The sequence below is a fragment of the Antarcticimicrobium luteum genome, assembly GCF_004358185.1.
GTDB classification, from domain to species: domain Bacteria; phylum Pseudomonadota; class Alphaproteobacteria; order Rhodobacterales; family Rhodobacteraceae; genus Antarcticimicrobium; species Antarcticimicrobium luteum.
Window position 1 is genome coordinate 124468 of sequence record NZ_SMUV01000064.1, and the last position, 24648, is coordinate 149115.

At 66.0% G+C, this 24648-nt stretch carries 15 protein-coding genes and 1 tRNA gene; 14 read left to right on the top strand and 2 right to left on the bottom strand.

Annotated elements, in window-relative coordinates:
- Positions 1–73 precede the first annotated feature (73 nt).
- Positions 74–2440: a Tex family protein gene (locus tag E1832_RS10705; RefSeq protein WP_245513941.1), complete on the bottom strand. Its 2367-nt coding sequence runs from the start codon at positions 2438–2440 to the stop codon at positions 74–76.
- 331 nt (positions 2441–2771) lie between these two features.
- On the opposite strand from E1832_RS10705, the gene E1832_RS10710 reads away from it, so the two are divergent.
- Entirely contained in the window at positions 2772–4985 is a 2214-nt protein-coding gene (locus tag E1832_RS10710; RefSeq protein WP_133359745.1) for an NADP-dependent isocitrate dehydrogenase, read from the top strand.
- Between the two features lie 135 nt (positions 4986–5120).
- On the opposite strand, the gene E1832_RS10715 is transcribed toward E1832_RS10710, so the two are convergent.
- On the bottom strand, positions 5121–9965 hold the full coding sequence (locus tag E1832_RS10715; RefSeq protein ID WP_165978855.1) for a calcium-binding protein: 4845 nt from the start codon (positions 9963–9965) through the stop codon (positions 5121–5123).
- A gap of 392 nt (positions 9966–10357) precedes the next feature.
- On the opposite strand from E1832_RS10715, the gene E1832_RS10720 reads away from it, so the two are divergent.
- The 13 genes from E1832_RS10720 (at position 10358) to E1832_RS10780 (ending at position 24523) form a co-directional block, all read left to right on the top strand.
- On the top strand, positions 10358–11158 hold the full coding sequence (locus E1832_RS10720) for an enoyl-CoA hydratase/isomerase family protein (protein ID WP_133359747.1): 801 nt from the start codon (positions 10358–10360) through the stop codon (positions 11156–11158).
- Between the two features lie 21 nt (positions 11159–11179).
- Positions 11180–13003 (top strand): acyclic terpene utilization AtuA family protein, encoded by a 1824-nt coding sequence (locus tag E1832_RS10725; RefSeq protein ID WP_133359748.1) that lies wholly within the window; start codon positions 11180–11182, stop codon positions 13001–13003.
- The gene (locus E1832_RS10730; protein WP_133359749.1) at positions 12996–13778 is read left to right on the top strand and encodes an enoyl-CoA hydratase/isomerase family protein; all 783 of its coding nucleotides are present in this window, start codon (positions 12996–12998) and stop codon (positions 13776–13778) included. Before E1832_RS10725 ends, E1832_RS10730 begins: the two co-directional genes overlap by 8 nt.
- Before the next feature lie 34 nt (positions 13779–13812).
- On the top strand, positions 13813–14838 hold the full coding sequence (locus E1832_RS10735; protein WP_165978856.1) for a TRAP transporter substrate-binding protein: 1026 nt from the start codon (positions 13813–13815) through the stop codon (positions 14836–14838).
- Positions 14839–14919: 81 nt separating this feature from the next.
- A complete protein-coding gene (locus tag E1832_RS10740; protein WP_165978857.1) occupies positions 14920–15420 on the top strand; it encodes a TRAP transporter small permease in 501 nt (166 codons plus the stop codon).
- A complete protein-coding gene (locus E1832_RS10745; protein ID WP_133359752.1) occupies positions 15417–16715 on the top strand; it encodes a TRAP transporter large permease in 1299 nt (432 codons plus the stop codon). Before E1832_RS10740 ends, E1832_RS10745 begins: the two co-directional genes overlap by 4 nt.
- A gap of 16 nt (positions 16716–16731) precedes the next feature.
- Positions 16732–17904 carry a CaiB/BaiF CoA transferase family protein gene (locus E1832_RS10750; protein ID WP_133359753.1) on the top strand — a complete coding sequence of 391 codons (1173 nt, stop codon included), beginning with the start codon at positions 16732–16734 and terminating at the stop codon, positions 17902–17904.
- Positions 17898–19094 (top strand): CaiB/BaiF CoA transferase family protein, encoded by a 1197-nt coding sequence (locus E1832_RS10755; protein WP_133359754.1) that lies wholly within the window; start codon positions 17898–17900, stop codon positions 19092–19094. The genes E1832_RS10750 and E1832_RS10755 overlap by 7 nt, the downstream gene beginning before the upstream one ends.
- A 31-nt stretch (positions 19095–19125) precedes the next feature.
- The gene (locus E1832_RS10760; protein ID WP_165978858.1) at positions 19126–19974 is read left to right on the top strand and encodes a GntR family transcriptional regulator; all 849 of its coding nucleotides are present in this window, start codon (positions 19126–19128) and stop codon (positions 19972–19974) included.
- 1 nt (position 19975) lies between these two features.
- A complete protein-coding gene (locus E1832_RS10765; RefSeq protein ID WP_133359756.1) occupies positions 19976–21136 on the top strand; it encodes an acyl-CoA dehydrogenase family protein in 1161 nt (386 codons plus the stop codon).
- 17 nt (positions 21137–21153) lie between these two features.
- A complete protein-coding gene (locus tag E1832_RS10770; RefSeq protein WP_133359757.1) occupies positions 21154–22296 on the top strand; it encodes an NADPH:quinone oxidoreductase family protein in 1143 nt (380 codons plus the stop codon).
- Positions 22297–22549: 253 nt separating this feature from the next.
- Positions 22550–22639: transfer RNA gene (locus E1832_RS10775), tRNA-Ser, on the top strand.
- A gap of 633 nt (positions 22640–23272) precedes the next feature.
- Complete coding sequence (locus E1832_RS10780; RefSeq protein ID WP_133359758.1) at positions 23273–24523, top strand: Shedu immune nuclease family protein; 1251 nt, start codon at positions 23273–23275, stop codon at positions 24521–24523.
- Positions 24524–24648: the final 125 nt, after the last annotated feature.

The window sequence follows — 24648 nt, forward strand, 5'->3', positions numbered from 1 at the left end:
CGCTCCGCCCGGCGCGGCCCTTCCTGCATCGGGACAAAGGCTGCGCCAGGGCGTTTCTTCACCGCCGGTACGCTCACTTTCTCCGCATCGCATCCTGCAAAGCCGCCCCCAACGCGCCGCCCTGTCCGCCGCCCTTCGGACCCGATGACATCGGCCCGCGCGGCTTGCCCTTCTGTCCGCCCTTCGGACGCCGGTCGCCGTCCGCCCCGCGCGCGGCGCGGTCGGCCTTGGCGCTGGCGCCGCCGTCCTTGCGCATGGTCAGACCGATGCGCTTGCGCAGCACATCGACCTCCACCACCGTGACCTTGACCACCTGGCCGGCCTTGACCACCTCATGCGGATCCTTGACGAAACGGTCGGCCAGCTGGCTCACATGGACCAGCCCGTCCTGATGCACGCCGATATCGACAAAGGCACCGAAGGCGGCGACGTTGGTCACCGTCCCCTCCAGCACCATGCCCGGTTTCAGATCGGTGATCGCCTCGACCCCATCGGCGAAACTGGCGGTCTTGAAGCTGGGGCGCGGATCGCGGCCCGGCTTTTCCAGCTCGCTGAAAATGTCCCGCACGGTGGGCAGGCCGAATGCGTCGTCCACGAACTGCTCGGCCCGCAATCCCTTGAGCGCGCCCTCGTGCCCCATGATCTGGCGGATGTCGCGGCCGCAGGCGGTGACGATCTTGCGGGCCACGCCATAGGCCTCGGGGTGCACGGAGGAGGCGTCGAGCGGTTCCTTGCCGTCGCGGATGCGCAGGAATCCCGCGCATTGCTCAAAGGCGCGGGGGCCCAGGCGCGCAACCTTCAACAGTTCCTTGCGGGAGGTGAAGGCGCCGTTGACGTCGCGGTGACTCACCACAGCCTCGGCCAGCCCCGGCCCAAGGCCGGAGACATGCGACAGCAGCGGCGCCGAAGCGGTGTTCAGATCGACGCCGACGGCGTTCACCACATCCTCGATGACCGCTTCCAGCGATTTGCCCAGTTTGTGCTGATCGACGTCGTGCTGATACTGGCCCACCCCGATGCTTTTCGGTTCGATCTTGACCAGTTCGGCCAGCGGATCCTGCAGCCGCCGCGCGATCGACACCGCGCCGCGCAGGGACACATCCAGATCGGGGAATTCCCGCGCCGCCAGTTCCGAGGCGGAATAGACCGAGGCGCCGGCCTCGCTCACCACCACCTTGGTGGGTTTCTGCACGCCCTCGGGCAGCATCGCCAGGGTGTCGGTGACCAGGCGCTCGGTCTCCCGGCTGGCGGTGCCGTTGCCGATGGCGATCAGGTCCACCCCGTGCCGGGCGATCAGCCCCATGATCGCCGCCTGTGCGCCGCGCAGATCGTTCTTGGGTTGGAACGGATAGAGCGTTTCGGTCGCCACCAGCTTGCCGGTGGCATCGACCACGGCGGCCTTGACGCCGGTGCGGATACCGGGATCGAGCCCCAGCGTCGGCCGCGCCCCGGCAGGCGCCGCGAACAGCAGATCCTTGAGGTTGCGGGCAAAGACCGCGATCGCCTCTTCCTGCGCCCGGGCGCGCAGATCGCCCATCAGATCGACCATCATCGTCAGGCTGAGTTTCACCCGCCAGGTCCAGCCGGCGATCTTGCGCAGCCACTGATCGCCGGGTTGGTCGGTCCGGGTCTCAAGATAGGACGCCACCAGCGCCTCGGCGCGCGCCGCGCCGGTCTCGGGATCGGGCGCGATATCCAGCGTCACCGCCCCCTCTTTCTGCGCCCGCAGCATCGCCAGCGCCCGGTGCGAGGGCACTTTGGACCACAGCTCGACATGATCGAAATAGTCGGAAAATTTCGCCCCCGCCTGCTCCTGCCCGGCGACCAGTTTCGAGGTCAGCCGCGCCTCGGCCTGCATGAAGGCGCGCAGATCGCCCAAGAGCGCGGCATTCTCGGCCAGCCCCTCGGCGATGATGTCGCGCGCCCCGTTCAGCGCGTCCTTCACCGTCGGCACCGCCTCGGTCAGATAGCCCGCCGCGAGTTGCTCGGGGTCCGCCGCGCGGTCGGCGCGGATCGCGTCGGCCAGCGGTTCCAGTCCGTTTTCGCGCGCGATCATCGCCTTGGTGCGCCGCTTGGGCTTGTAGGGCAGATAGATGTCCTCAAGCTGCGCCTTGGTTTCTGCGCCGGCGATGGATTTCGCCAGATCGGCGGTCAGCTTGCCCTGATCGCGGATCGAGCCCAGGATCGACTCGCGCCGCGCCTCCAGCTCGCGCAGATAGCCCAGCCGTTCCGACAGCGTGCGCAACTGGGTGTCGTCCAGCCCGCCGGTCGCCTCCTTGCGATAGCGCGCGACGAAGGGCACCGTCGATCCCTCGTCCAGCAGCTTCACGGCGGCGCCGACCTGCTCGGGGCGGGCGGCGATCTCGGAGGCGATGATGCGGGCGATGCGGGCGGCGGTCTGCGGTGCGGTCTGCTGCGCAGCTTGCGGGGCGGTGTCCAAGGGCGGCTCCTCTGTCCTGGTCGGACAGCCTTTCTGCCCGCTTCCGGCGCCCCCGCCAAGGGCCGATTTCATCACCCGTCCGGGGCGGGGCAAACGGCGCCTGACCGGGCAGCGGGCGGGCGGGCCGCGATGTTTGCGCCAACTGGGGCAAATTGCGCGGGCGCTCTCGATTGATTACCCGCGCGCGGTGGTCTAGAGGGGGCGGGAAAGCCGGGCCACCGCGGCGTTCTGCGCCGCGACCCGCCCGCAGCCGTCCCGCCCCGGCGCGCGCCCGCGCGCCCGAAAATTTCAGATCCCACGCCACCAGACAGGCAAAAAAGGTACGATACTCATGGCAGATACTTCCAAGCCCGACATTGTGTATACCATCGTAGACGAAGCGCCCGAACTGGCCAGCGCCTCGCTGCTGCCGATCATCCGGTCGTTTGCCGGCGCCGCGGGGATCAACGTGGGCACCCGGGACATCTCGCTTGCCGCGCGCATCCTTGCCACCTTCCCCGAGAACCTGACCGGGGAGCAGCGCCAGTCCGACGATCTGGCCGAACTGGGCGAGCTGGTGAAGACGCCGGATGCCAATGTCATCAAGCTGCCCAACATCTCGGCCTCGGTGCCGCAGCTCACCGCCGCGGTGAAGGAGCTGCAGGCGCAGGGCTATGACATCCCCGATTATCCCGAAGAACCGACGACCGACGAGGAAAAGGCGATCCGCGCCCGCTTTGACACCATCAAGGGCTCGGCGGTGAACCCGGTCCTGCGCGAGGGCAACTCCGACCGCCGCGCCGCCAAGGCGGTCAAGAACTATGCACAGAAGAACCCGCACCGCATGGGCGCCTGGGCCAAGGACAGCAAGACCCGCGTCTCTTCGATGGCGGGCAATGATTTCTATGCAAACGAAGTGGCCTCGACCCTGACCGCCGATCAGGCCGGCCCGGCGAAGATCGAATTCGTCGGCAAGGACGGCACCACCACCGTGCTGAAGGACGGCTGGACCCTGATCGAGGGCGAGGTGGTCGATGCCACCTATATGTCCGCCAGAGCGCTCGATGCCTTCCTGGCCGAACAGATCGAGGCCACCAAGGCAGAGGGCACGCTGTTCTCGCTGCACCTGAAGGCCACCATGATGAAGGTCTCGGACCCGATCATCTTCGGCCACGCGGTCAAGGCCTGGCTGGCGCCGGTGTTCGACGCATTCGGCGACGAGATGAAGGCACTGGGCGTCAATCCGAACTCCGGCCTCGGCGACCTGCTGGAGCGGGTCGGGGACAACGCCGAGATCATGGCCGCGATCAAGGTCTGCACCGCGGACCGCCCAGCCATGTACATGGTGAACTCGGACAAGGGCATCACCAACCTGCACGTGCCCTCCGACGTGATCATTGACGCCTCGATGCCGGCGCTGATCCGCGCTGGCGGCAAGGGCTGGGGCCCGGACGGGAACGAGGGTGACAGCAACTGCCTGATCCCCGACAACTGCTATGCCCCGGTCTATGACGCAGCGGTCGAGTTTTTCAAGGCGAACGGCGCGCTGAACCCGGCCACCGCCGGCACCGTGCAGAACGTCGGCCTGATGGCGCAGAAGGCCGAGGAATACGGCAGCCACCCGACCACCTTCGAGGCGCCGGCAGACGGCACCATCCGCATCGTGCTGGCGGGTGGCGAGACCCTGCATTCGCTCGACGTGGAAGCGGGTGACATCTGGCGCGCCTGCACCGCCAAGAAGGCGCCGATCGAGAACTGGATCCAGCTGGCCATCGACCGCCAGCGGCTGACCGGGTTCCAGGCGATCTTCTGGCTGGATGAAAACCGCGCCCATGACGCCGAGCTGATCAAATACGTGAAACCCGCGCTGGAGGCGGCCGGCGTCGCCGACAAGTTCACCATCATGGCGCCGCGCGAGGCCACCGTCGCCTCGCTGGAGACCATCACCGCGGGCGGCGACAGCATCGCCGTCACCGGCAACGTGCTGCGCGATTACCTGACCGACCTGTTCCCGATCCTGGAACTGGGCACCTCGGCCAAGATGCTGTCGATCGTCAAGCTGATGAACGGCGGCGGCATGTTCGAGACCGGCGCCGGCGGCTCGGCCCCGAAACACGTGCAGCAGCTGCTGGAGGAAAACCACCTGCGCTGGGATTCGATGGGGGAGTTCTGCGCGCTGAGCGAGTCGCTGAACTTCCTGGCCGACAGCAAGGGCAATGCCAAGGCCGGGGTGCTGGCCACCGCCGCCGAAGTTGCGACCCAGGGCATCCTCGACGAGGGCCACTCGCCCTCGCGCAAGGTCGGCGAGCCGGACAACCGCGACAGCCATTACTGGTTCGCCCGCTACTGGGCCGAGGCGCTGGCGGCGCAGTCCGACGATGCCGATCTGGCCGCCCATTTCGCGCCGATCGCAACAGCACTGGCCGGGAAAGAGGCCGAGATCACCGGTGAACTGGCCGCGGCGCAGGGCAAACCGGCCGATATCGGCGGCTATTATCACCCCAGCGCCGAGAAAAAGACCAAGGTGATGCGCCCCAGCGCCACGCTGAACGCCATCCTCGGCTGATCGCCGCGACAGACCGAAGATCAGACGCCCGGGGCTGCAAAGCCCCGGGCGTTTTTCCTGGCGCGACGGAAACCCGGCGAAACGGGCAGTTTTGCATGGGGCGGACCCTCTGCCTTCGCCGGAGACGATCCCGGCTCAGACCAGAATATCGCCCGAGAGCTGATCCAGCGTCACCTTGAGAACGGTCAGCACATCGCCGCCGCCAAAGTCGAAGACGACATCTCCCTTCACCTCCGTCCCCAGCGCCAGGATCTCGTCCAGGGTGCCCAGGCCGTTGATCTCAAGCGTATCGGCGTCGTCCCTGAAATCCCTGACCTTGTCCGCCCCCCCGCCTTTTGCGAACACGAAGCGGTCGTCGCCCTTCTGGCCGATCAGCACATCGTCGCCGCCGCCGCCCTCCAACACGTCATTGCCGCCGCCGCCTTTCAGAACATCGCTGCCGCCGCTGCCCGACAGCCGGTCCTTGCCGCCGCCGCCCAGCAGGGTATCGCTGCCGGACTGACCGCGCAGCACGTCCTTGCCGGCCCCGCCCGACAGGATGTCATCGCCGCCGCCGCCGGAGAGCCTGTCATTGCCGCCGCCGCCCAGCAGGGTGTCGCCGCCGCCCTGACCGAGCAGCCTGTCCTTGCCGGCCCCGCCGTTCAGGGTATCGCCGCCGCCGCCGCCGGAAATCCTGTCGTTGCCGCCATTGCCGTAGAATTCCGTCGCCTCGCCGTTGCCGAAGATCGTGTCATTGCCGGTGCTGCCGGCGATGATCTCGATCCCGTCGAAGACATCGGTGGCGGCCTCATAGCGGGTGATGACGCTGAATTCCTGCTCGCGCAGAAGATCGTCGGGCAGATAGCGCACCTCGGCCACGTCGTCGTGGCTGCGGGCAAAGACCGGCTCCAGCCGGAACAGCCGGTCCGGGGTGATCGGGTCTTCCTTTCGATAGAGGTCGTCGGACGGATCGTCGGTGCCACGGTCCAGCACCTGATAGGTATAGCGGGCTTCCGTGGTGCCGGTCTGGATCTTGTCGCCGGGCCTGCCCAGCGGATCGTCGATCTCGGTCAGCGAGTCCGTCCAGACCGCCCAGTCGAGGCCCACGCTGCTTTCGGTCTTGCCCGTGGTCTCGCCCTTGCGCGAACGCACGCCCGCCATGTGGACGGTGATGCCATAACTCAGGATGCTGTAGTCGAGGATGTCGCGCCCGGCGCCGCCATCGATCCGGTTCCGCCCGGCGCCGCCCGCGAACCAGTCGTCGCCGCCGTCGCCGTTCAGATCGTCGTCGCCCTCGCCGCCGAGCAGCACGTCGTCGCCGCCGCCGCCCCTGAGGATGTCGTCGCCGTCGCCGCCGACCAGCGCGTTGCCGCCGTCATCGCCGGTAAGCGTATCGTCCCAGTGGCTGCCGGTGAGGTTCTCGATGCCTTCCAGCGTGTCCTCGCCAGCCTTGCCGGTCGCAAGGTTGGCGTCCACCCCGGTGCCAAGCTCGATCAACTGCTCGGCGCCGCCCTTCGGGTGCAGCTGGAACAGCTTGTACGAGGCGGTGTCGATCCCCGCGCCGCCCTTCATCACATCGGCGCCGAGGCCGCCGTGCAGCGTGTCGTTGCCGTCCCCGCCCAGCAGCGTGTCGTCGCCATCGTTGCCGTAAAGGACGTCGGACCCGTCGCCGCCGTCCAGCGTGTCGTCGCCGTCCCAGCCGATCAGCACGTTGGCGCCGTCATCGCCGGTCAGGCTGTCCCCCGCCGCCGATCCGGTCAGGTTTTCTATCCCCGAGAAGGTATCGCCGCGGCCGTCGCCGCCGCTGGCCTCGCCGGTCCTGAGGTTGGCCGTCACGCCGCCGTCGCTGTATTCATAGCTCAGCCCGTCGATGCCGCTTCCGCCCGAGAAGGTCTCGCGCACCACGCCGGCGATGAACTTGTCATAGCCGTTCTCGCCGAACAGCTGCGTCACCACATCGGCGTCATAGACGCCGCCGTTGCCACGCGCCCGCGTCCCCAGGATGTCGTTGCCGTCGCCGCCATAGAGGATATCGCCCTTGACCTGGCCGCCAAAGATGACGTCGTCACCGCCGTTGCCGTAGACGGTGATCGCCGAGTCCGGGCTGCCGACATAGAACACGTCGCGGTACTCGGACCCCTTGAACACCTCGAACTCGCCGATGCGGCCCTTGCCGCCCGGGGTCGGCAGGTTCGGGTCGGGAACCCGTTGCAGATAGTCGGGGTCATAGACCTGAACGGCGCTCAACGGGAATTTTCCGTAGGCGTCGCCATGCCCGGAATAGGTGTTCAGGACCACATGCCAGGAAAAATCGCTGCGGCTGAAATCGACCGTATCGATGCCCTCCAGCGGCGCCGAGCGGTTGTCGTCGCCAAAGATGTTGTCGCCGCCCAGCCCGTTGCTGCCCAGTACCGAAAGGGTGTCGTTGCCGGCCTCGCCCATCATGATCTCGGCGGCGTTGCTGGTTTCCAGGATGTCGTCGCCCTCGCCCGCATAGAAGGTCGAGCCACTGGAATAGGTGGTCCGGGTCGGATCGCCGGAGCCGCCGATCAGGTGATCGTCGCCGCCGCCGCCGTATATTTTCTGCGAATGACCATTGGCCGAATAGATCAGGTCATCGCCCTCGGTGCCGACGATTACATCCATGCCAAAGACCTCGTCCTGGCCGATATAGGTGCCGTCTGCCTGGTATTTGGTGACGTAGTTCTTGCCCGGCGTCTTGCTGTTGTAGACCAGCACGTAGCCCGGCAGATCGAGGTTTTCGCCCGTGTGGCCGGTGGTCTCGAAATCGTCGAGCCCGATGCGCACGAAGCGCAGGTCGATGGTGGGGGCCAGCCCATAGATCGCCTTCTGGAACCCGCCGGTGTCCGATCCATAGAAGGTATCGTCGCCGAGGCTGCCGATGAACTGGTTGCTGCCGCCGCCGCCGTGCAGCACGTCGTCGCCGCGGTCTCCGTTCAGAACGTCGTCACCTTCGCCGCCGAACAGCACGTCGTCGCCGCCCAGACCGCGGATCTGATCGTTGCCGTCGCCGCCGTCGATGGTGTTGGCCTTGGCGCTGCCCCAGAAATGATCGTCATGGTCGCTGCCGGTGATGTGCTCGACCTCCCGGATGACACCGACCCGCATGGACGCGTCGCGCGGGTTGATCCGCCCGCCGAGATACTCGACGTCGAAAGAGCTCGAGGTCAGCTGATACAACTGGTCCTCGGACGAATAGGCGTCGCCCAGGAACACCTTTACGCCGGAATAGACCTCGGCATAGCTGACCCGGTCCTCGCCGGTGCCGCCAAAGATGTTGTCCCAGAACGCCGAATAGGTATCGACCAGAAAGGTGTCGTTGTCTTCCTCACCGAACAGATCGTCGCCCAGCCGTTTCTGGGTGTCCTCGGTCTCGAGGTCGTTGCGAACGCTGCTGATCTGGTCGTTGCCCCTGCCGCCCAGCATCACGTCCCAGCCGGTGCCGCCGAACATCCAGTCGATCCCGTTGGACGAGAACAGCCGGGTTCCGTCCAGTTCGTAAACGTTCGAATAGGTCGATGAGATATAGGCGTAATCGCCGGGGCCGCTGCGGGTCCGCAGGAATCCGGCGATGTCGCCGATCGGCACCGTTCCGTCGGCGAAGGTGATGTCCTCGACCCCGATCAGCGTGTCGCGTCCGGCGCTGCGCCCGCCGTCGGAACTGTAGTCGGTGATCTTCCAGACGCCGGTCGGATCGCCGGCGGAATCGAGCACGCTGACGATGGCGTAATCGGCGATATAGCCTGAATAGACCACCACGTCGCGGCCCGGCCCGTCGCCGCCGATCAGCGTGTCGTCACCGCGCCCGCCGATCAGCACGTCGGTGCCGGCACCGCCGTCCAGCGTGTCGTCATAGGCGCCGCCCATGATGAAATCGTCGCCGGCGCCGGCATCGACGGTCCGCCCGATGGTTTCCTTGGGGTCGCCAAGCAGCACGTCGTCGCCGCTGGTCGGCCCGCCCAGAAGCGAGGGCAGGAACGGCCCGACGGTCAGCGTTTCGAGGATATTGTCGATCGGGTTTGTGATCTTGGTGTCGAGGATATCGCTGAACTTGGTTTCCAGTGCGTCGGTCAGCGCCTTGCCGATATCGTCCAGAATGCCCACGTCCGGCAACAGACTGACGACCGCATCGGCGGCCTTGTCGATCAGCCCCTGGATGCCGGTGGCCTCCAGAACCGCCTCCAGCACGAATTCCAGCGGTTTCAGGATGAACCCGAAGATCGAGCCAAGCGCATCCAGCACCGGCCCGGCCGCGTCCATGATGGCGCTCAGCGGCTCCTGCAGGAATTCCAGCGCGTCCTCGATCTCGGACAGCCCTTCAGAGAATTCGATCAGATCCTGAAAGTCGGGCAGATCCAGCAGCGCCTTCAGCTCCGCCGTGGCGGTTTCGATGTCGGTCATGGTGTCGTTGATCGGCACCAGCGCCGTGTTGGCAGTCCGCGCGGCCGTGTCGACCACCGGAAACACCGCATTGATGGTGTTTTTCAGGGTGGCGTTGGGAATGTCGGACTTTGCAAAGGTCTGGGCGTCGTCCAGCGTCTCGTTGACATCGCCGACCCGGTCCGACAGCCGGTCGATGGCGACCGACTCCACCTCCAACCCATATTTCAGTTTGTCCAGCTTGGTCTCGGCCTTTTTCAGGGCCTCGACGTAGGGCTTGAACTGGATCTCGAGCGCCTTGGCCTTGATCTCGATCTTCTCGACGGCGTCCGATACGCTGAACAACACTGTCTTGAAGGGCAGGGCGATGGGCTTGAGGATTCCGATCTTGGCAAAGACCTTGGCCATCGTGCCGCCCGCCTCGGCGATGTCATGCAGCTTGTCCGCGGCCTTGTGGATCTTCTGCGGCACCGAAAGGATCTTGCGGGTGTAGCCGAGGACGTCGGACACATCGTCGACCACATCGGCGGTATCGTTGAGGTGCCCCGAAAATTCGGCAAGTTCGGTTTCGAGCAGGTCGAGTTGCGGGCTGGCGGGCATCGAGAGCATCCTTGCGACATGCCCGACAGGATCGGGCGTTTCAGTGGATCTTCCGAACGTGTGATGCCGGTCGCGGTGGAAACCTGCGCTCTCGAGAATTCGTTAACGATATTGTGACAGTTCGACGCAGTCCATCGGAACTTCGGCGAGGCCGGTTTTTTGGCGCGATGTATTTGGGCCAGCGTCCGAAGGTGTGGCATCAGTTGGCCACCGTCGCGCGCTGGCGTGGGGATGACCCGATGTCCCTGCGGCCGGTGGCGGGGAATCCGGCCCCCTCATGCGCGGCGGCCTTGGCGATGGCGTGGATGTGACGCCGCGTAAATTTACCCGCTGTTGATCGGCGCGGCCAGAAGATCTAAAAGACCGTTATATAGGTCTTTTGGGAGGGGGACATGACGGATCAACCGGCCTTGATTGCCGAGCGCGATGGCGCGTGGATGACCCTTTGGCTCAATCGCCCGGACCGCCGCAATGCCCTCTCCTCCGATTTGGTGCGGGATCTGATGCAGGCCCTGACCTCGGTGCGGGAGGATCGCGGGTTGCGCGGAATCACCTTGCGCGGCAAGGGCGGAACCTTCTGCGCGGGCGGTGACCTCAGGGGCTTTCGCGAGATGACCGGCGGCAACCTCAGCCTCGAACAGGTGTCGCAGGTCAGCGCCGAGGCCGGGCGCCTGTTCCACATGGTCGAGACCCAGCCGCAGGTGGTGGTCGTTCTGGTCGAGGGTGCCGCGATGGCGGGCGGTTTGGGGCTGGCATGCGCCGGCGACGTGGTCGCGGTCACGCGCGATGCGAAATTTGCCCTGACAGAAACCATGATCGGCATCCCCCCGGCGCAGATCGCGCCCTATGTGGTCCGCCGCATCGGCCTGCGCGACGCACGCCGGATCATGCTGACCGGCGCGCGGTTCGATGGGGCCGAGGCCGAGCGGATCGGCATCGCCGACCGTGCGGTCGCGGATGCCGCCGGGCTCGACGCCTTCGAGGCCGAGATCCGCGCCGGCGTGCTGCGCTGCGCGCCGGGCGCCAACGCGGCGACGAAAGAGATTCTGCTCGCCGCCCAGCGGCTGGACCATGAGGCGATGCTGTCTTTCGCCGGCGAGCGTTTCGCGCGCTGCCTGCTGGGCGAGGAGGGGCGCGAAGGCGTGGCCTCGTTCCTGGAAAAGCGAAAGCCCGCCTGGGCGGATCCCCGCTGACGGCCCCGGAAAGGAATGACCATGAACAAGACCATCCGAATCGGCGGCGCCTCTGCGGCCTGGGGCGACACCACGCTTGGCGTGCGCCAGCTGGTCGAGGCCGGCGGGCTGGATTACATCGTCGGCGATTACCTCGCCGAGGTGACGATGGCGATCCTTGCCCGGATGCGCGCCCGTTCGCCCGAGGCGGGTTTCGTGCCCGATTGGCTGCATGCGGTTCGTCCGGTGCTGGGCGCGATCCGCGCGCAGGGGATCAGGCTGGTCACCAATGCCGGCGGGATGAACCCGTTGGCCTGCCGCGATGCCTTCGAGGCGATGGCGAAAGAGGCCGGGATTTCCGTCCGGGTGGCCGTGGTGACGGGCGATGACCTGCTGGACCGCGAGGACGAGGTTCGCGCCTCGGGCCTGACCGAGATGTTCACCGGCGCGCCGATGCCCGCCGCCTTCCAGAGCCTCAACGCCTACCTCGGCGCCGGTGCCATCGCCCGTGCGCTGGATGAGGGGGCCGACGTGGTGATCACCGGCCGGGTGGTCGACAGCGCGCTGACGCTGGGGCCGCTGATGCATGAATTCGGCTGGGCCGCCGATGCCTGGGATCAGCTCGCCCAGGGCAGCCTCGCGGGCCATGTGATCGAGTGCGGCGCCCAGGGCACCGGCGGGCTGTCCACCGATTGGGAGCTGGTCGAAGGCGGCTGGGACGACATGGGCTTTCCCATCGTCGACTGCCGCGCCGATGGCGGTTTCACCGTCAGCAAGCCGGCTGGCAAGGGGGGGCGGATCACCCCCGATACCGTGGCCGAACAGATCGTCTATGAGATCGGCGACCCGGGCGCCTACCACCTGCCCGATGTCACCTGCGATTTCCGCGATGTGCGGCTGGAGCAGGCGGGCCCGGACCGGGTCACCGTCACCGGCGCCAAGGGCCGGCCGCCGGGGCCCGATTGCAAGGTCTGCGGCACCTGGCATGACGGCTTCCGCCTGTTCTCGACCTATATGATCGCCGGTGGCGCGGCGGCGGCCCGGGGCCGGCGCATGGCCGAGGCGCTGATCGCGCGCACCGTCCGGCTGCTCGCCGAGGCCGGGGTCGCGCCCTATTCCGAAACCTCGGTCGAGGTGATTGGCGCCGATGACAGCTATGGTCCCGCCCGGCGCAACGATGCCGCGCGGGAGGTGATCGTCAAGATCGGCCTGCGCCACCCGGACCCCAGGGCGTTGGAGCTGTTCGCGCGCGAATTCGCGGCGCCCGGCGTCTCGACCGCGCAGGGCATCACCGGTGCCTTCGGCGGGCGTCCGAAACCCTCGCCGGTCCTGCGGGTCTATTCCTTTCTCTGGCCGAAATCCGGCTTCACGCCGCAGCTGCATTTCGACGGCCGCACGAGCGATCTGCCGATGCCCCCGGCGGCGGCCGGGCCAGCGTGCCGCGACCTGCCATCGCCGGCACCGGACCAGGCGGCGCCCGGCGATCCGGTGGTCCCGCTGCGCGCGCTGGCCGTCGGGCGCAGCGGCGACAAGGGCGATGACGCCAATATCGGCCTGATCGCCCGCCGCCCGGATTTCCTACCGCGCATCCTCGGCGAGGTGACCGAAGAGTCCGTGGCCGATTGGTTCGCCCATTACCTGGAGGGCGAGGTCACGCGTTTCGTCCTGCCGGGGTTCAACGCGGTGAACTTCCTGCTCACCCGGGTTCTGGGTGGCGGCGGCAGCGCCTCGCTGCGCTATGATCCGCAGGCCAAGACCTATGCGCAGATCCTGCTCGACATGCCGGTGCGGGTGCCGGCCGAATGGCTGGCCGGGGACGGGCCGCTGGCCGGGGTGGCGCCGCTGACCGGAGGCGGCAATGGCTGATCCGGTCCTGTTCGAGGTCGACGGCGGCATCGCCACGCTGCGGCTCAACCGCCCGGGGCGGCGCAATGCTGTCAGCCTCGAGATGCGCACCCTGCTGGCCGGGCATCTGGCGCGGATCGGCCGGGACGAAGATATCCGCGCCCTGATCCTCTGCGGAAGCGGCGGCAGCTTCTGCGCCGGCGGCGACATTCGCGACATGCAGTCGCTGGGCTCCGATGGCGAAGCGGCGCGGCGGCGCATGCGGCAGACGGGCGGGCTGGCCGAAACCATTTCGTCGCTGGACATCCCGGTGATCGCGGCGGTGGACGGGCCGGCCTATGGCGGCGGCTTCGGCCTCGCGCTGACCGCCGATTTCGTGCTGGCCGGCCGCGATGCGCGGTTCTGCGCCTCGTTCGGCAAGCTGGGGCTGGTGCCCGATTTCGGGCTGCATCATTCCCTGCCGCGCCGGGTCGGCCTGGCGCGGGCGAAAAGCCTGATCTTCTCGCAACGCGAAGTCGGCGCCGAAGAGGCACTCGGGATCGGCCTGGCGGACGCGATCTTTGAACCCGGCGATCTCGAGCCCGAGGCCCGCGCCCTCGCGCAAGGCTTTCTCGGCACCTCGCCCACCGCTCTCGCATTCAGCAAATCGATCCTGAACCAGAGCTTCGGGTTTGATTTTGGCCAGGTGGCCGACGCGGAAACCGCGGCGCAGGCGCTCTGTTTCACCACGCCGCAACATGCCGAGGCGCGTCGGCGGTTCCTTGCCCCCGCGCCCGGGCACTCGCCCCCGGCGTGATCACCCGATCATTCGTTACGAGGAGGATAATCGAATGAAAATGCCCAACCTGCTGAAACGCGCCGCCCTTGCGGCCGCGCTATCGACCGCCGCGACGCTTGGCGCGGCAGAAGAGACCGTGACCCTCAAACTGGCCGACCAGTTCCCGCTGACCCACGTGGGCTCGCGGGTCGGCTCCCAGGCGCTGATCCAGGCGCTGGAAGAGCGCAGCGAAGGCCGCATCACGATCCGGCATTTCCCGGCGGAACAGCTTGCCAAGGCCTCCGGGCTGCTTGACGCCGTGCGCAACCGGGTGACCGATATCGCGCTTGTCGGCGTCGTCTACAACACCGACAAGCTGCCGCTGACCAGCGCGGCCGAGCTTCCGGGCCTGTTCGAGAACTCGGTCGAGGCCTCGAAGGCCTTTGAGAAATACATCACCACCGACCTGCTCGAGCGGGAATATCTGCCGCTCGGCGTGCGCCCGCTCTGGGGCACGGTCACGCCGCCCTATCAGCTGATGCTGGCCGAGGGCGACGGTATCGCCGAGATGTCCGAACTCGGCGGCATGAAACTGCGCGTCGCCGGCGCCACCGGCGAGCTGATCGCGAAATCAATGGGCGCGGTGCCGGTCAAGGTTCCGGCGTCGGATCTGTACCTCGCCCTGCAACGGGGGACGGTGAACGGCGCGATCTACAACCCGCCGAGCGTGTTCGGCTACAAGATCGAAGAGGTGCTGTCGGCGGTTTCCGACAACGCCTCGCTCGGCGCGGTGGCTTTCGCGTTGCTGGTCAACGAGGATGTCTGGCAAAGCCTGTCCGAAGAGGACCGGGCGGTGATCCAGTCGGTCGCCGCCGATGTGCGCCTGTCCTTCACTCAGGCTTTCGAGACCGCCAATCAGAAGGCCTTTGACAAGCTGGCGGGCGCCGGGGTGACGGTGTTCTCGCTGCCGCCGGAAACCCAGGCTGCGATCAACGAGAACCTGGGCGCCGTGCGCGACATCTGGGTGGAGCAGGTCGGCGCGCGCGGCCTGCCCGCCCGCGAAATGCTGGATGCCTACCAGGCGCGCCTGGCCGAGTGAGCCGGGCGGAGCCGCGGCGCGACACCGCCGCCGCGGCTCCGCAGGATGGATGGACACCCACAGCCCGACAGGGGGAACGGAATGGGCCGAATTCTTGGCATCTTCGATCTGATTTTCATTCGGATCGCCCAGGCATCGCTCATGGTCATGATGCTGTCGATCAGCGCCGACGCCCTGGGCCGCTATGTCTTCAACAGCCCGCTTCAGGGCAGTTTCGAGTTCAACTCGCTCTATCTGATGGTGATTGTCACCTTCCTGGGGATGCCCGCCTCCTACGCACGGGGCGGGATGGTGCGGCTCGATGTGCTGACCGGGGTGCTGTCGCGCATCCCTTGGCAGCTGTCCGAGCGGTTCAACACGCTGACCGGCGCCGCCGTTTTCGGCTTTGTCGCCTGGCATTCCGGGCTGGAGGCGATCGACAAGTTCGCCAGCCGCGACACCACCTTCGGAGTGATCCAGTTCCCGGTCTACTGGAGCTATGTCTGGGTGCCGCTGGGCTGTGGCCTGATGGCGCTGCGCCTGGCCTATGAAATCGTCTTTCCCGTCGTCCGGGCGGTGCGCCACGAGGAGGTGACGGAATGACCGGGATCGTCGCGGGCGCCATCGCCTTTCTGTTCGCCCTGCTCCTGAATGGCGCGCCGGTCGCCTTCGCCATGCTGATCGCGGGCGCGGCGGGCCTGTATCTGACCGGCGGTTATTATCCCCTGGTGGGCATCCTGAAGACCGGGCCTTACGAACATGTCGCCAGCTACACGCTGACCACCCTGCCGATGTTCATCCTGATGGCCGAGTTCCTGACCGCCGGGCGGTTCACCCGCGATCTCTTTGCCGCCTCGGACAAATGGCTCGGCCATCTGCGCGGCGGCATCGCCTATTCCGCCATCGCGGGCGGTGTTCTGCTGGCTGCGATCTCCGGCTCGTCCTCGGCGGCGGCGGGCACCCTGTCGGCGGCGGCCTACCCCGAGATGAAGCGGTTCGGCTATGACACCCGGTTCTCGACCGCGGTCCTGGCGGTGGTGGGGACGCTGGCGATCATGGTGCCGCCCAGCATCGGGCTGGTGTTCTACGGGATCATCACCGAGACCTCGGTGGGCAAGCTGCTGGTCGCGGGGTTCCTGCCCGGCGCGGTGACCGCCATCGGCTACGCCCTGTCGATCAATTTCCAGATCCGGCGCCGTCCCGAGATCGCGCCGCGCTCGGCCGCGCGGGCGCCGCGGGCGGACCGGCTGGAAAGCCTCCGCTCGGTCTGGCCGGTGCTGGGGCTGATGCTGCTGATCATCGTGTCGATCTACAGCGGCGTCATCACCCCGACCGAGATCGGCGCCGTGGGCGCGCTGATGGCGCTCGCCCTGGCGATCCTGATGGGGCGGGTCGGCCCCCGCCAGATCGGCAACGCGCTGGCCAACGCCACCCGCAACAGTGCGATGATCCTCAGCATCATCGCCTGCGCCGCCGTCTTCGGCGCCTTCATCACGCTCACCGGCGTCACCCAGGAGCTTCTGCTCGCCATCCAGTCCTCCGGCGTCAACCGCTACCTGGTGCTGTGCGCGGTGCTGCTGCTGCTCTTCGTGCTCGGTTTCTTCCTTGATCAGATCGCGATCCTTGTGCTCACCATGCCTCTGGTGTTTCCGTTGCTGGCGGGGTTGGACTTCGATCCGGTCTGGCTCGGCATCATCTTCGTCAAGACCGCCGAGATCGGGCTGATCACGCCCCCGATGGGGCTCAACGTATTTATTGTCTCCAGCACGACCGACGTGCCGGCGCGGCTCGTGTTCAAGGGCATCTGGCCCTTCGTGGCGACCGAGTTCATGGTCCTCGGCCTGCTGATCGCGGTCCCGGCCATCTCGCTCTGGCTGCCTGCGCTGGCGGGATTCTGAAATGGGAGAGAACGCGATGACTGAACCTGGGATCCTCGATGGCGTCAAGGTCGTCGAACTGGGCCAGAATCTGGCCGGACCCTTCGCTGGCGAGATCCTCGCCGATCTGGGGGCGGATGTGGTCAAGATCGAGAAACCGGGCGGCGACGACGCGCGCCGCTGGGGGCCGCCGATCACCGAGAACGCGGCGGCCATCTTCCACCTGATGAACCGCAACAAGGCCTCGGTGATGCTCGACCTGAAACGGCCGGCGGACCGCCAGACGCTGGAGGCGCTGCTGGACGAGGCGGACATCTTCCTCCACAACATGCGGCCCGGCGCGATAGAGGCGCTGGGCCTCGGCCCCGAGGCGGTGACCGCGGCGCACCCGCGCCTTGTCTATTGCGACATGGGCGCGTTCGGCCACCTCGGTCCGATGCGGGCGCGGCCGGGCTACGAGCCGCTGATGCAGGCCTACGCCGGGCTGATCAGCGTCAACGGCCACCCCGACGGTCCGCCCGCCAGGATCGGGGCCTCGATCGTCGATCAGGGTACCGGCATGTGGACGGCGATGGGCGCGCTTGCGGCGCTCTTGCGGCGCCAGAGGACCGGGCGCGGCTGCGTGGTGAACACCTCGCTGCTGGAAACCGCGCTGGTCTGGGCGGGCAGCCATGCGGCGATCTACCGGACCACCGGCCAGGTGCCCCCGCGCCAGGCCTCCGGCCACCCTATGCTGGTGCCCTATCAGGCCTTTGAGACCGCCGGCGGGCCGCTGGTGATCACGCCGGGCAACGACCGGCTGTTCCGCGCCCTGGCGCGGGCGCTGGGCCATCCCGAATGGGGCGAGGATCCGCGCTTTGTCGACAACGAGGCGCGGCGCAGGCACCGCGAGGAGATCGTCGGCCTGGTCGCGGGATGCCTGCGCGACATGCCGATTGACGAGGCGCGGGCGATGCTGGACGCGGCCGGCGTGCCCAACGCCCCGGTCCACAGCATCCCGCAGATATTCGAGGATCCGCAGGTGCAGGCGCTTGGCCTTTTCCAGACCGCGCCCGGCCTCGACGTGGAGATGACCGGACTGCCGATTTCCTTCGACGGCACCCGTCCGGCGATCCGGCGCGCCGCCCCCGGGCTGGGGGCGGATACGGCGGACCGCAAGGCGGCGGCCTGGCCCGCCGATGACCAACAGGAGAACGATGATAAATGCTGAAACTGCTGGACGATGTCCGTGTCCTCGAACTCGGGCACATCCTGATGGCGCCCTACGCGACCCAGTTTCTGGGCGACATGGGGGCCGACGTGGTCAAGGTCGAGCCGCTCGGCGGCGATCTCTACCGCGGCGTCGGGGTCGGCCGGACCGAGGGGATGTCGGCGCAATGGATGGGGGTGAACCGCAACAAGCGCAGCATCGCGCTGGACCTCAAGTCCGAGGACGGACGGGAGGTTCTCAGGCGGATGATCGCCCAGGCCGATATCCTCGTGCACAACATGCGCCCGCCGGCGATCGAGCGGCTGGGCTTCGGCTATGAGGCGGTCAAGGCGCTGAACCCCCGGCTGGTCTATTGCGCGGCGATCGGCTTCGGGCGCGGCGGTCCCTATGCCGATTACCCCGCCTTCGACGACGTGATCCAGGCCCGCTCGGGTCTGGCGGATGTCAACGGCCGGTTGTCCGGGCGCCCGAATTTCGTTCCAGTGGCCATTGCCGACAAGGTGGTCGGGCTGATGGTGGGCCAGGCGATGCTGGCCGGTCTGCACCGGCAGCGCGCGACCGGCAACGGCTGCTATCTGGAAACGCCGATGTTCGAGGCGATGGTCGGCGTGGTGCTGAACCAGCACCTCAACGGCCACGCCTTCCGGCCGCCGATCGACGGGCTGGGCTACGCCCGCGTGATGAGCCCCTATCGCCACCCCAGCGCCACCGCCGACGGGTATATCGTTCACGGCGTCTACAAATACGAGCAATGGCAGCGGTTCCTTGCCCGTGTCGGCCGGCAGGACATCCTCGACGGCCCGCTGATGGCTGACCGCCAGTCGATGGCGCGCGGCATCGCCCGGCTCTACGAGATCACTGCAACGGAGATCCTGCCGCAGAAGACGACAGCGCAATGGGAACAGCTCCTGGACGAGCTGGACATCCCCTCCGCGCCGGTGCTCGGCATCGAGGATCTGGAAACCGATCCGCATCTCCGGGCGGTCGGCCTGTTCGAGGATTACGAACATCCGACCCAGGGTCCGATGCGCCAGGTCCGCCACCCGTTCAACGCCCGCGATGTCGAGACCGGCCCGGATCGCCACCCGCCGGACCTGGGCGCCCACGGCGCCGAGATCCTGCGCGAGTTCGGCTTTGACGAGGACAGGATCGAACGGCTCTGCGATAAAGGTGTTCTTGCGCGCGCCTGACCCGGGCGCGGCTGGAAACAGGGAGACAGACGTGCCTGCGACACAAAAACCGATGCGACACGCCCGCGGCGAACGTGGCCGGCTGAGTGCCGGCGACGGCATCCCGATCTATCTCAAACTGGCGAGCCTGTTTCGCGACCGCATCGCCTCCGGGGCCTGGCCGGTGGGCCAGCAGATCGGAACCCTGCCCGAACTTCAGGCCGAATACGGTGTCGCCCGGGCGACGGTGCAGCAGGCGGTGCGCCTGCTCAGCGAAGAGGGGCTGCTGTCCAGCGAACGCGGGCGCGGCACCTTTGTCACCGCCCCGGTCGAGCGGCGCGAGACCGATGCCCCGGCCTATGACCTGCTCGATCTCGATCCCCGGTTTTCCATCGAGGTGCTGCACCGGGGCCGGGCCGAGCGCTGCCCGGATCTGATGATGCCGCTGCCCGAGGGCGAACGCCCCTACATGCATATCCGCAAGCGTCACTTCCTTCAGAACACGCCCTATTCGCTGGTCGATCTCTACCTGCCGCTCTCGGTTTACGAAAAGCTCCCGGCCGAAAGCGACGACACCCACAGGCTCTATGCGCAGTTGATCCGGGATCACACCGAGGTGACGCGGCTGGAGGGGCGCCAGACCATGACCATCGCGCTGGCCACCCAGGAACAGGCCGAACTGCTCGGCGTCTCCTTCGCCTCGCCGCTGGCGCGCATCGATTCCAAGCTGGAGACCGGCGAGGGGCGGCAGGTCATGGCGCACCGCGCCTTCATTCGCGGCGACCTTTTCATGGCGCACCGTTACACCGGCGACATCCTCAGCTCGGACCCGGACGACTGGCGGCCCACCGCGCCGCCCGGCGCCGTGCCGCAGGCGCCGGACCCGAAACAGGAGGACTGAAATGGGGCTCGATCTGACCGGCGAACAGCGGGCGATCCGCGACGGCGTTGCGCGCATCTGCCGCGAGTTCGACGACAAATACTGGCTCGCGCGGGATACCGACGGCCGGTTCCCCGACGAATTCGCCCGCCGGATCGCCGAGGGCGGCTGGTTCGGCGTCTGCATGCCCGAAGCCTTCGGCGGCGCCGGCCTCGGTATCACCGAGGCGGCGCTGGTCATGCAGGAAATCGGCAGGCTGGGGGCCGCCGCTGTCTCTTCGGTGCATATCAATATCTTCGGGCTGCAACCGGTGGTGGGCTTTGGCACCGCAGAGCAGAAACAGCGGATGCTGCCGCCGCTGATCCGGGGCGAGAATCGCGCCTGTTTTGGGGTGACCGAACCCGATGCCGGGCTCGACACCACCAGCATCACCACCCGCGCCCGGCGCGACGGCGACCGCTATATCGTCAATGGGCAAAAGATCTGGACCTCGACGGCGCAGTCCGCCGATCACATCCTGCTGCTCACCCGCACCACCCCGAAGGAAGAGGGCAGGCGCCCCACCGATGGCATGACCGTGTTCTATACCCGTCTCGACCGCGACCGGATCGAGGTGCGCGAGATCGCCAAGATGGCGCGCAAGGCGGTCGATTCCAACGCCATTTTCATCGACGATCTGGAGGTGCCCGCCGAAGACCGCATCGGCGCCGAGGGCGAAGGCTTCCGCGTGCTGCTGCACGGGCTGAACGCCGAGCGCATCCTGGTCGCGGCCAGCGCGCTGGGCGCGGCGGAGACCGCGCTGCAAAAGGCCGCCGCCTATGCCCGCGAACGCGAGGTGTTCGGCCGCCCGATCGGCCGGAACCAGGCGATCCAGCACCCGCTGGCCGACATCTGGATGCGGTTGCGCGCCGCCGAGCTGACGACCTATAACGCCGCCCGCCTCTATGACGCGGGGCGGCCCTGCGGGCTCGAGGCCAATTCCGCCCGCTACCTCGCCGGTCATGCGGCCTATGACGCCGCCTTCCGCGCGGTGCGCGTGCATGGCGGTCTGGGCTTTGCCCGCGAATATCACGTGGAGCGGTTTTTCCGCGAAAGCGTGCTGAATTTCATCGCCCCCGTCAGCGAAGAGATGATCCTTTCGCATGTCGCCGAAAAGGCGCTCGATCTTCCGAAATCCTACTGAAGCCGAAAGACCAGACCATGACCCGAACCGACACTGCCGTCCTGACCGGCCCGCTTCCCGATGGCCGGCAGGTCGTCGTGACCGAATTCGGCGAGACCCCCGCCGAGGCCATCGAGACATTCATCGAGCTGCGCCCGCAGCCCGCCCCCGATCCGGCCGGCCTCGGCCCGCAGGAGGTGCTGCTGCGCATTCGCAGCGCCGCCGTCTCCTGGGTCGATCTGCTGATGACCAGCGGCCAGTATCAGCACATGCCCGCGCCGCCCTACACGCCGGGAATGGAATGCGCGGGCGAGGTGCTGGCCACAGGATCCGAGGTCGCGGCGGCGCATTGCCGGCCCGGCGCGCGTGTCCTTGTCGACACGATGAAGGTCGGCCCGCGCTCCTCCGGGGCTTATCGCGGCGTCGGCGGGCTGGCCAGCTATGCGGTGGTGCCCGCCGACGCGGTGCTGCCGATCCCGGGCGATCTGTCCTTCGATCAGGCGGCGATGCTGCTCCAGGCCTATGAGACCGCCTATCACTGCCTGGTGGCGCGGGGAAATCTGCAGCCGGGTGAAACCATCCTGATCAACGGCGCCACCGGCCTGACCGGCCTGGCCGCGGTCGAGATGGCCAGGATGCTGGGTGCCACCGTCATCGCCATCGGCCGCTCGGCCGAAAAGCTGGCCAGGGTGAAGGAGGTCGGCGCCGATCACGTGGTGAGCGTTCTCGACGAGACCGGCGCGCTCCGCCGCTTCCGCGACGACGTCAAGGCACTCACCGGAGGGCGCGGTGTCGACGTGGTTTATGACGCGGTGGGCGGCGAGATCTCGCTCGAATGTCTGCGCTGTACCGATTTTGGCGCCCGCTTCCTGATCGTCGGCTGGACCTCGACCCCGGATGTCGCCCGCGGAAAGGGGCAGCGTGGCGCGCCCAGGGCCAATGTATTGCCCACCAACATCATCCAGATGAAGGGGCTCTCGGTGCTCGGCTGTCCCTCCGCCATCGCGGTGGCCAAGGATCCCTCGATCCGGCCCGAGCGGCTGGCCAGCATCCTGTGCTGGGCGGAGGAGGGACGGATCAGGCCCTATGTCTCGCATGTCTTCGCGATGGAGGACGTCCGCGAGGCGCTGCGCGCGCGCTGGATCGGCCAGGTCACGGGCGGCTGTGTCGTGCATCCGTGACAAGGATGCTGCGGCCGGTGACGCACCACCGCTGGCGGAGATTTTCGGCGACGTATGGCGCCGTCCTTTCGGGACATTTCGCCGGGTTGCCCGAATGCCCCCTAAAACGCGGTGCCTTTCGCAGCGCTTTTGGCAGTGCCTTTCCGTGCCGCTCAGCCTCATTCTGCCGATGGGCCCGGCCCGCGACGCAAATATCTCGCGCGGGGCACTTTTGCCTTGTACTCCCTATGTTTGCTTGGCTATACGCGTCGGCGGAGACGTGGCCGAGTGGTCGAAGGCGCTCCCCTGCTAAGGGAGTAGGCCCGGAAGGGTCTCGTGGGTTCGAATCCCATCGTCTCCGCCATTATCCCCATTGCGAACCAGTGTCAGCGCCCCGACGGGCACGGAATTTTCCGTGTTATCAAAGGGGTTTGCCTGAACGGGCCGAACCTCATAGACGTGCTGCCGGGCCGAAGCTGGGCTCAGAATGGCCCTCAGTCTCAGTTTGGGCGAACCTCGACCGTTCCGATCCGGTCCATTTTTGCCGTGACTTTTCAATGACCTGCTTCTGAACCCCGCCAAAACCCAAACGGGCGTTCCGAACGACATCGATGGTAACATAGCCAGAACACGCGGTAGGCGCGTTGCTCGGGATGCCAGCGTAAACAGACGGATTTCTGGGGTAGGTTCGCTGCCCGTTTTCCTAAGGAATGCGGCATGGATCGAACTGAGGTCAGCGCTCTCTTTGTGGAACCTTCCTGTCCTTTGCGACGAGGACCAAGCGGTTTCTCTTTTGTACGTATACACAGGTGGAACCGGCACAGCTGCTGACGATGGACTGCGTAGCAAGCAGCGTTCGTTCTCCAAAAACCATGCGGGGGTTGATGCCGTTTAGCTGCAAGGCAGCGGCTTGGGTGTTCTGTCGGTGCCGCCAATCGGTCTAGCGGCTCAGTATCTGGTCGGATAGCGTGATCAACGAATCTTGCATGAGAACAACATGATTAATTTTCTGGTCACCGACACAGGTGTGGAACTCGAATATGCAGGGGATCTTGGAACCAATAATCAATGGATCTGGGAGAACCTGAAGAAAGATAATGAAGCGCGTGTATCAAGTGCATTCTCGGTGATATCTGCGGATTTGTTAAACCCGCCGTCGGCAACTCAGGATTTTGAGGTCTATAGGTATCGATTTCAGCTTGGTCATTTTGAAGATGATTATGTCAGGATCCCAGGTCGAATCCTCAACAGCAAAAACGACGTACTGATCAGTCGTGACGTGAAGCTGAAGCGTTCCATCTTCGTTGCCGAGCGCAACGTATCGATTTTTGGTCGGCTCTCAGAACTCATAGAGAACTCTGACCCAATCTTGATTGGTGGAAATGGTGCCGACGCCATTCCTTGGGATGTGTTCGAAGAGTTACTGAAGAAATTCCCGAATACCTACGAGCTGAACCGCTATGCCGATGCCCGCGTACACACGATCCTCTCCCAGTATCTGGATGGCATGAAGGACGCGCGCGGTCGATATGAGAGTTACCTCAACAAGAAAGCAACTCTCACCACGGCCAAAGCACTCGATCTCGATGCATTGAAGAAGCTAGAGATCGAGAAATATGTCTTGATCCGTGATCTTATCCAAGATGCCCTAGCGACAAAAACGAACTGGTCGGAGGGCGACTGGCAGAAGCTCATGCTGTCCTTCCTCCTTCTGCTATTCCCCAAGTACATTAAGGTGCTCGAGAATGTGACGATCCACGATTACTATACCAACCCCGGTCGTAAGACTAATCGGTACATCGACATCGCCTTAATCGATTCCAACGGCAACCTCGACGTTATTGAGGTTAAAAAACCATTCGAAGACAAGATACTCCGCAAGAGCCAATACCGTGGCAACAGCATCCCGACATCCGAACTGAGCGGCAGTATCATGCAGGCTGAGAAGTATCTTTTCCATCTATCGAAATGGGGTGTCAGAGGCGAAACGACGCTCACCGCAAAGTATGCCTCCGAGCTACCTGCTGATATGACGATCCGCATTTCCAACCCGAAAGCTATTATCATTGTCGGGCGCGATCAAATCGGTGGTGCCAATATGACTGGCAGTCAGTTGCTCGACTTCGAAGTGATCAAGCGCAAGTACGCGAATATGATGGACATCATCACATACGACGACCTTCTGCGCCGCCTCAATAATACGATCGCCGCTCTTGGGGGTGATCCAGGGACTAGGACCGCGCTCTAGATCGTTTGATTTCCTGCTGTTTGTCGAGATCGAATTCTGAGCTACTCCCCGATCCTTGGACAGTATCTGGCGTGATCTAAGCTACTCTCTGCTCCTGCTGATCGGTTTGGGTTTTGTCTTTTCTC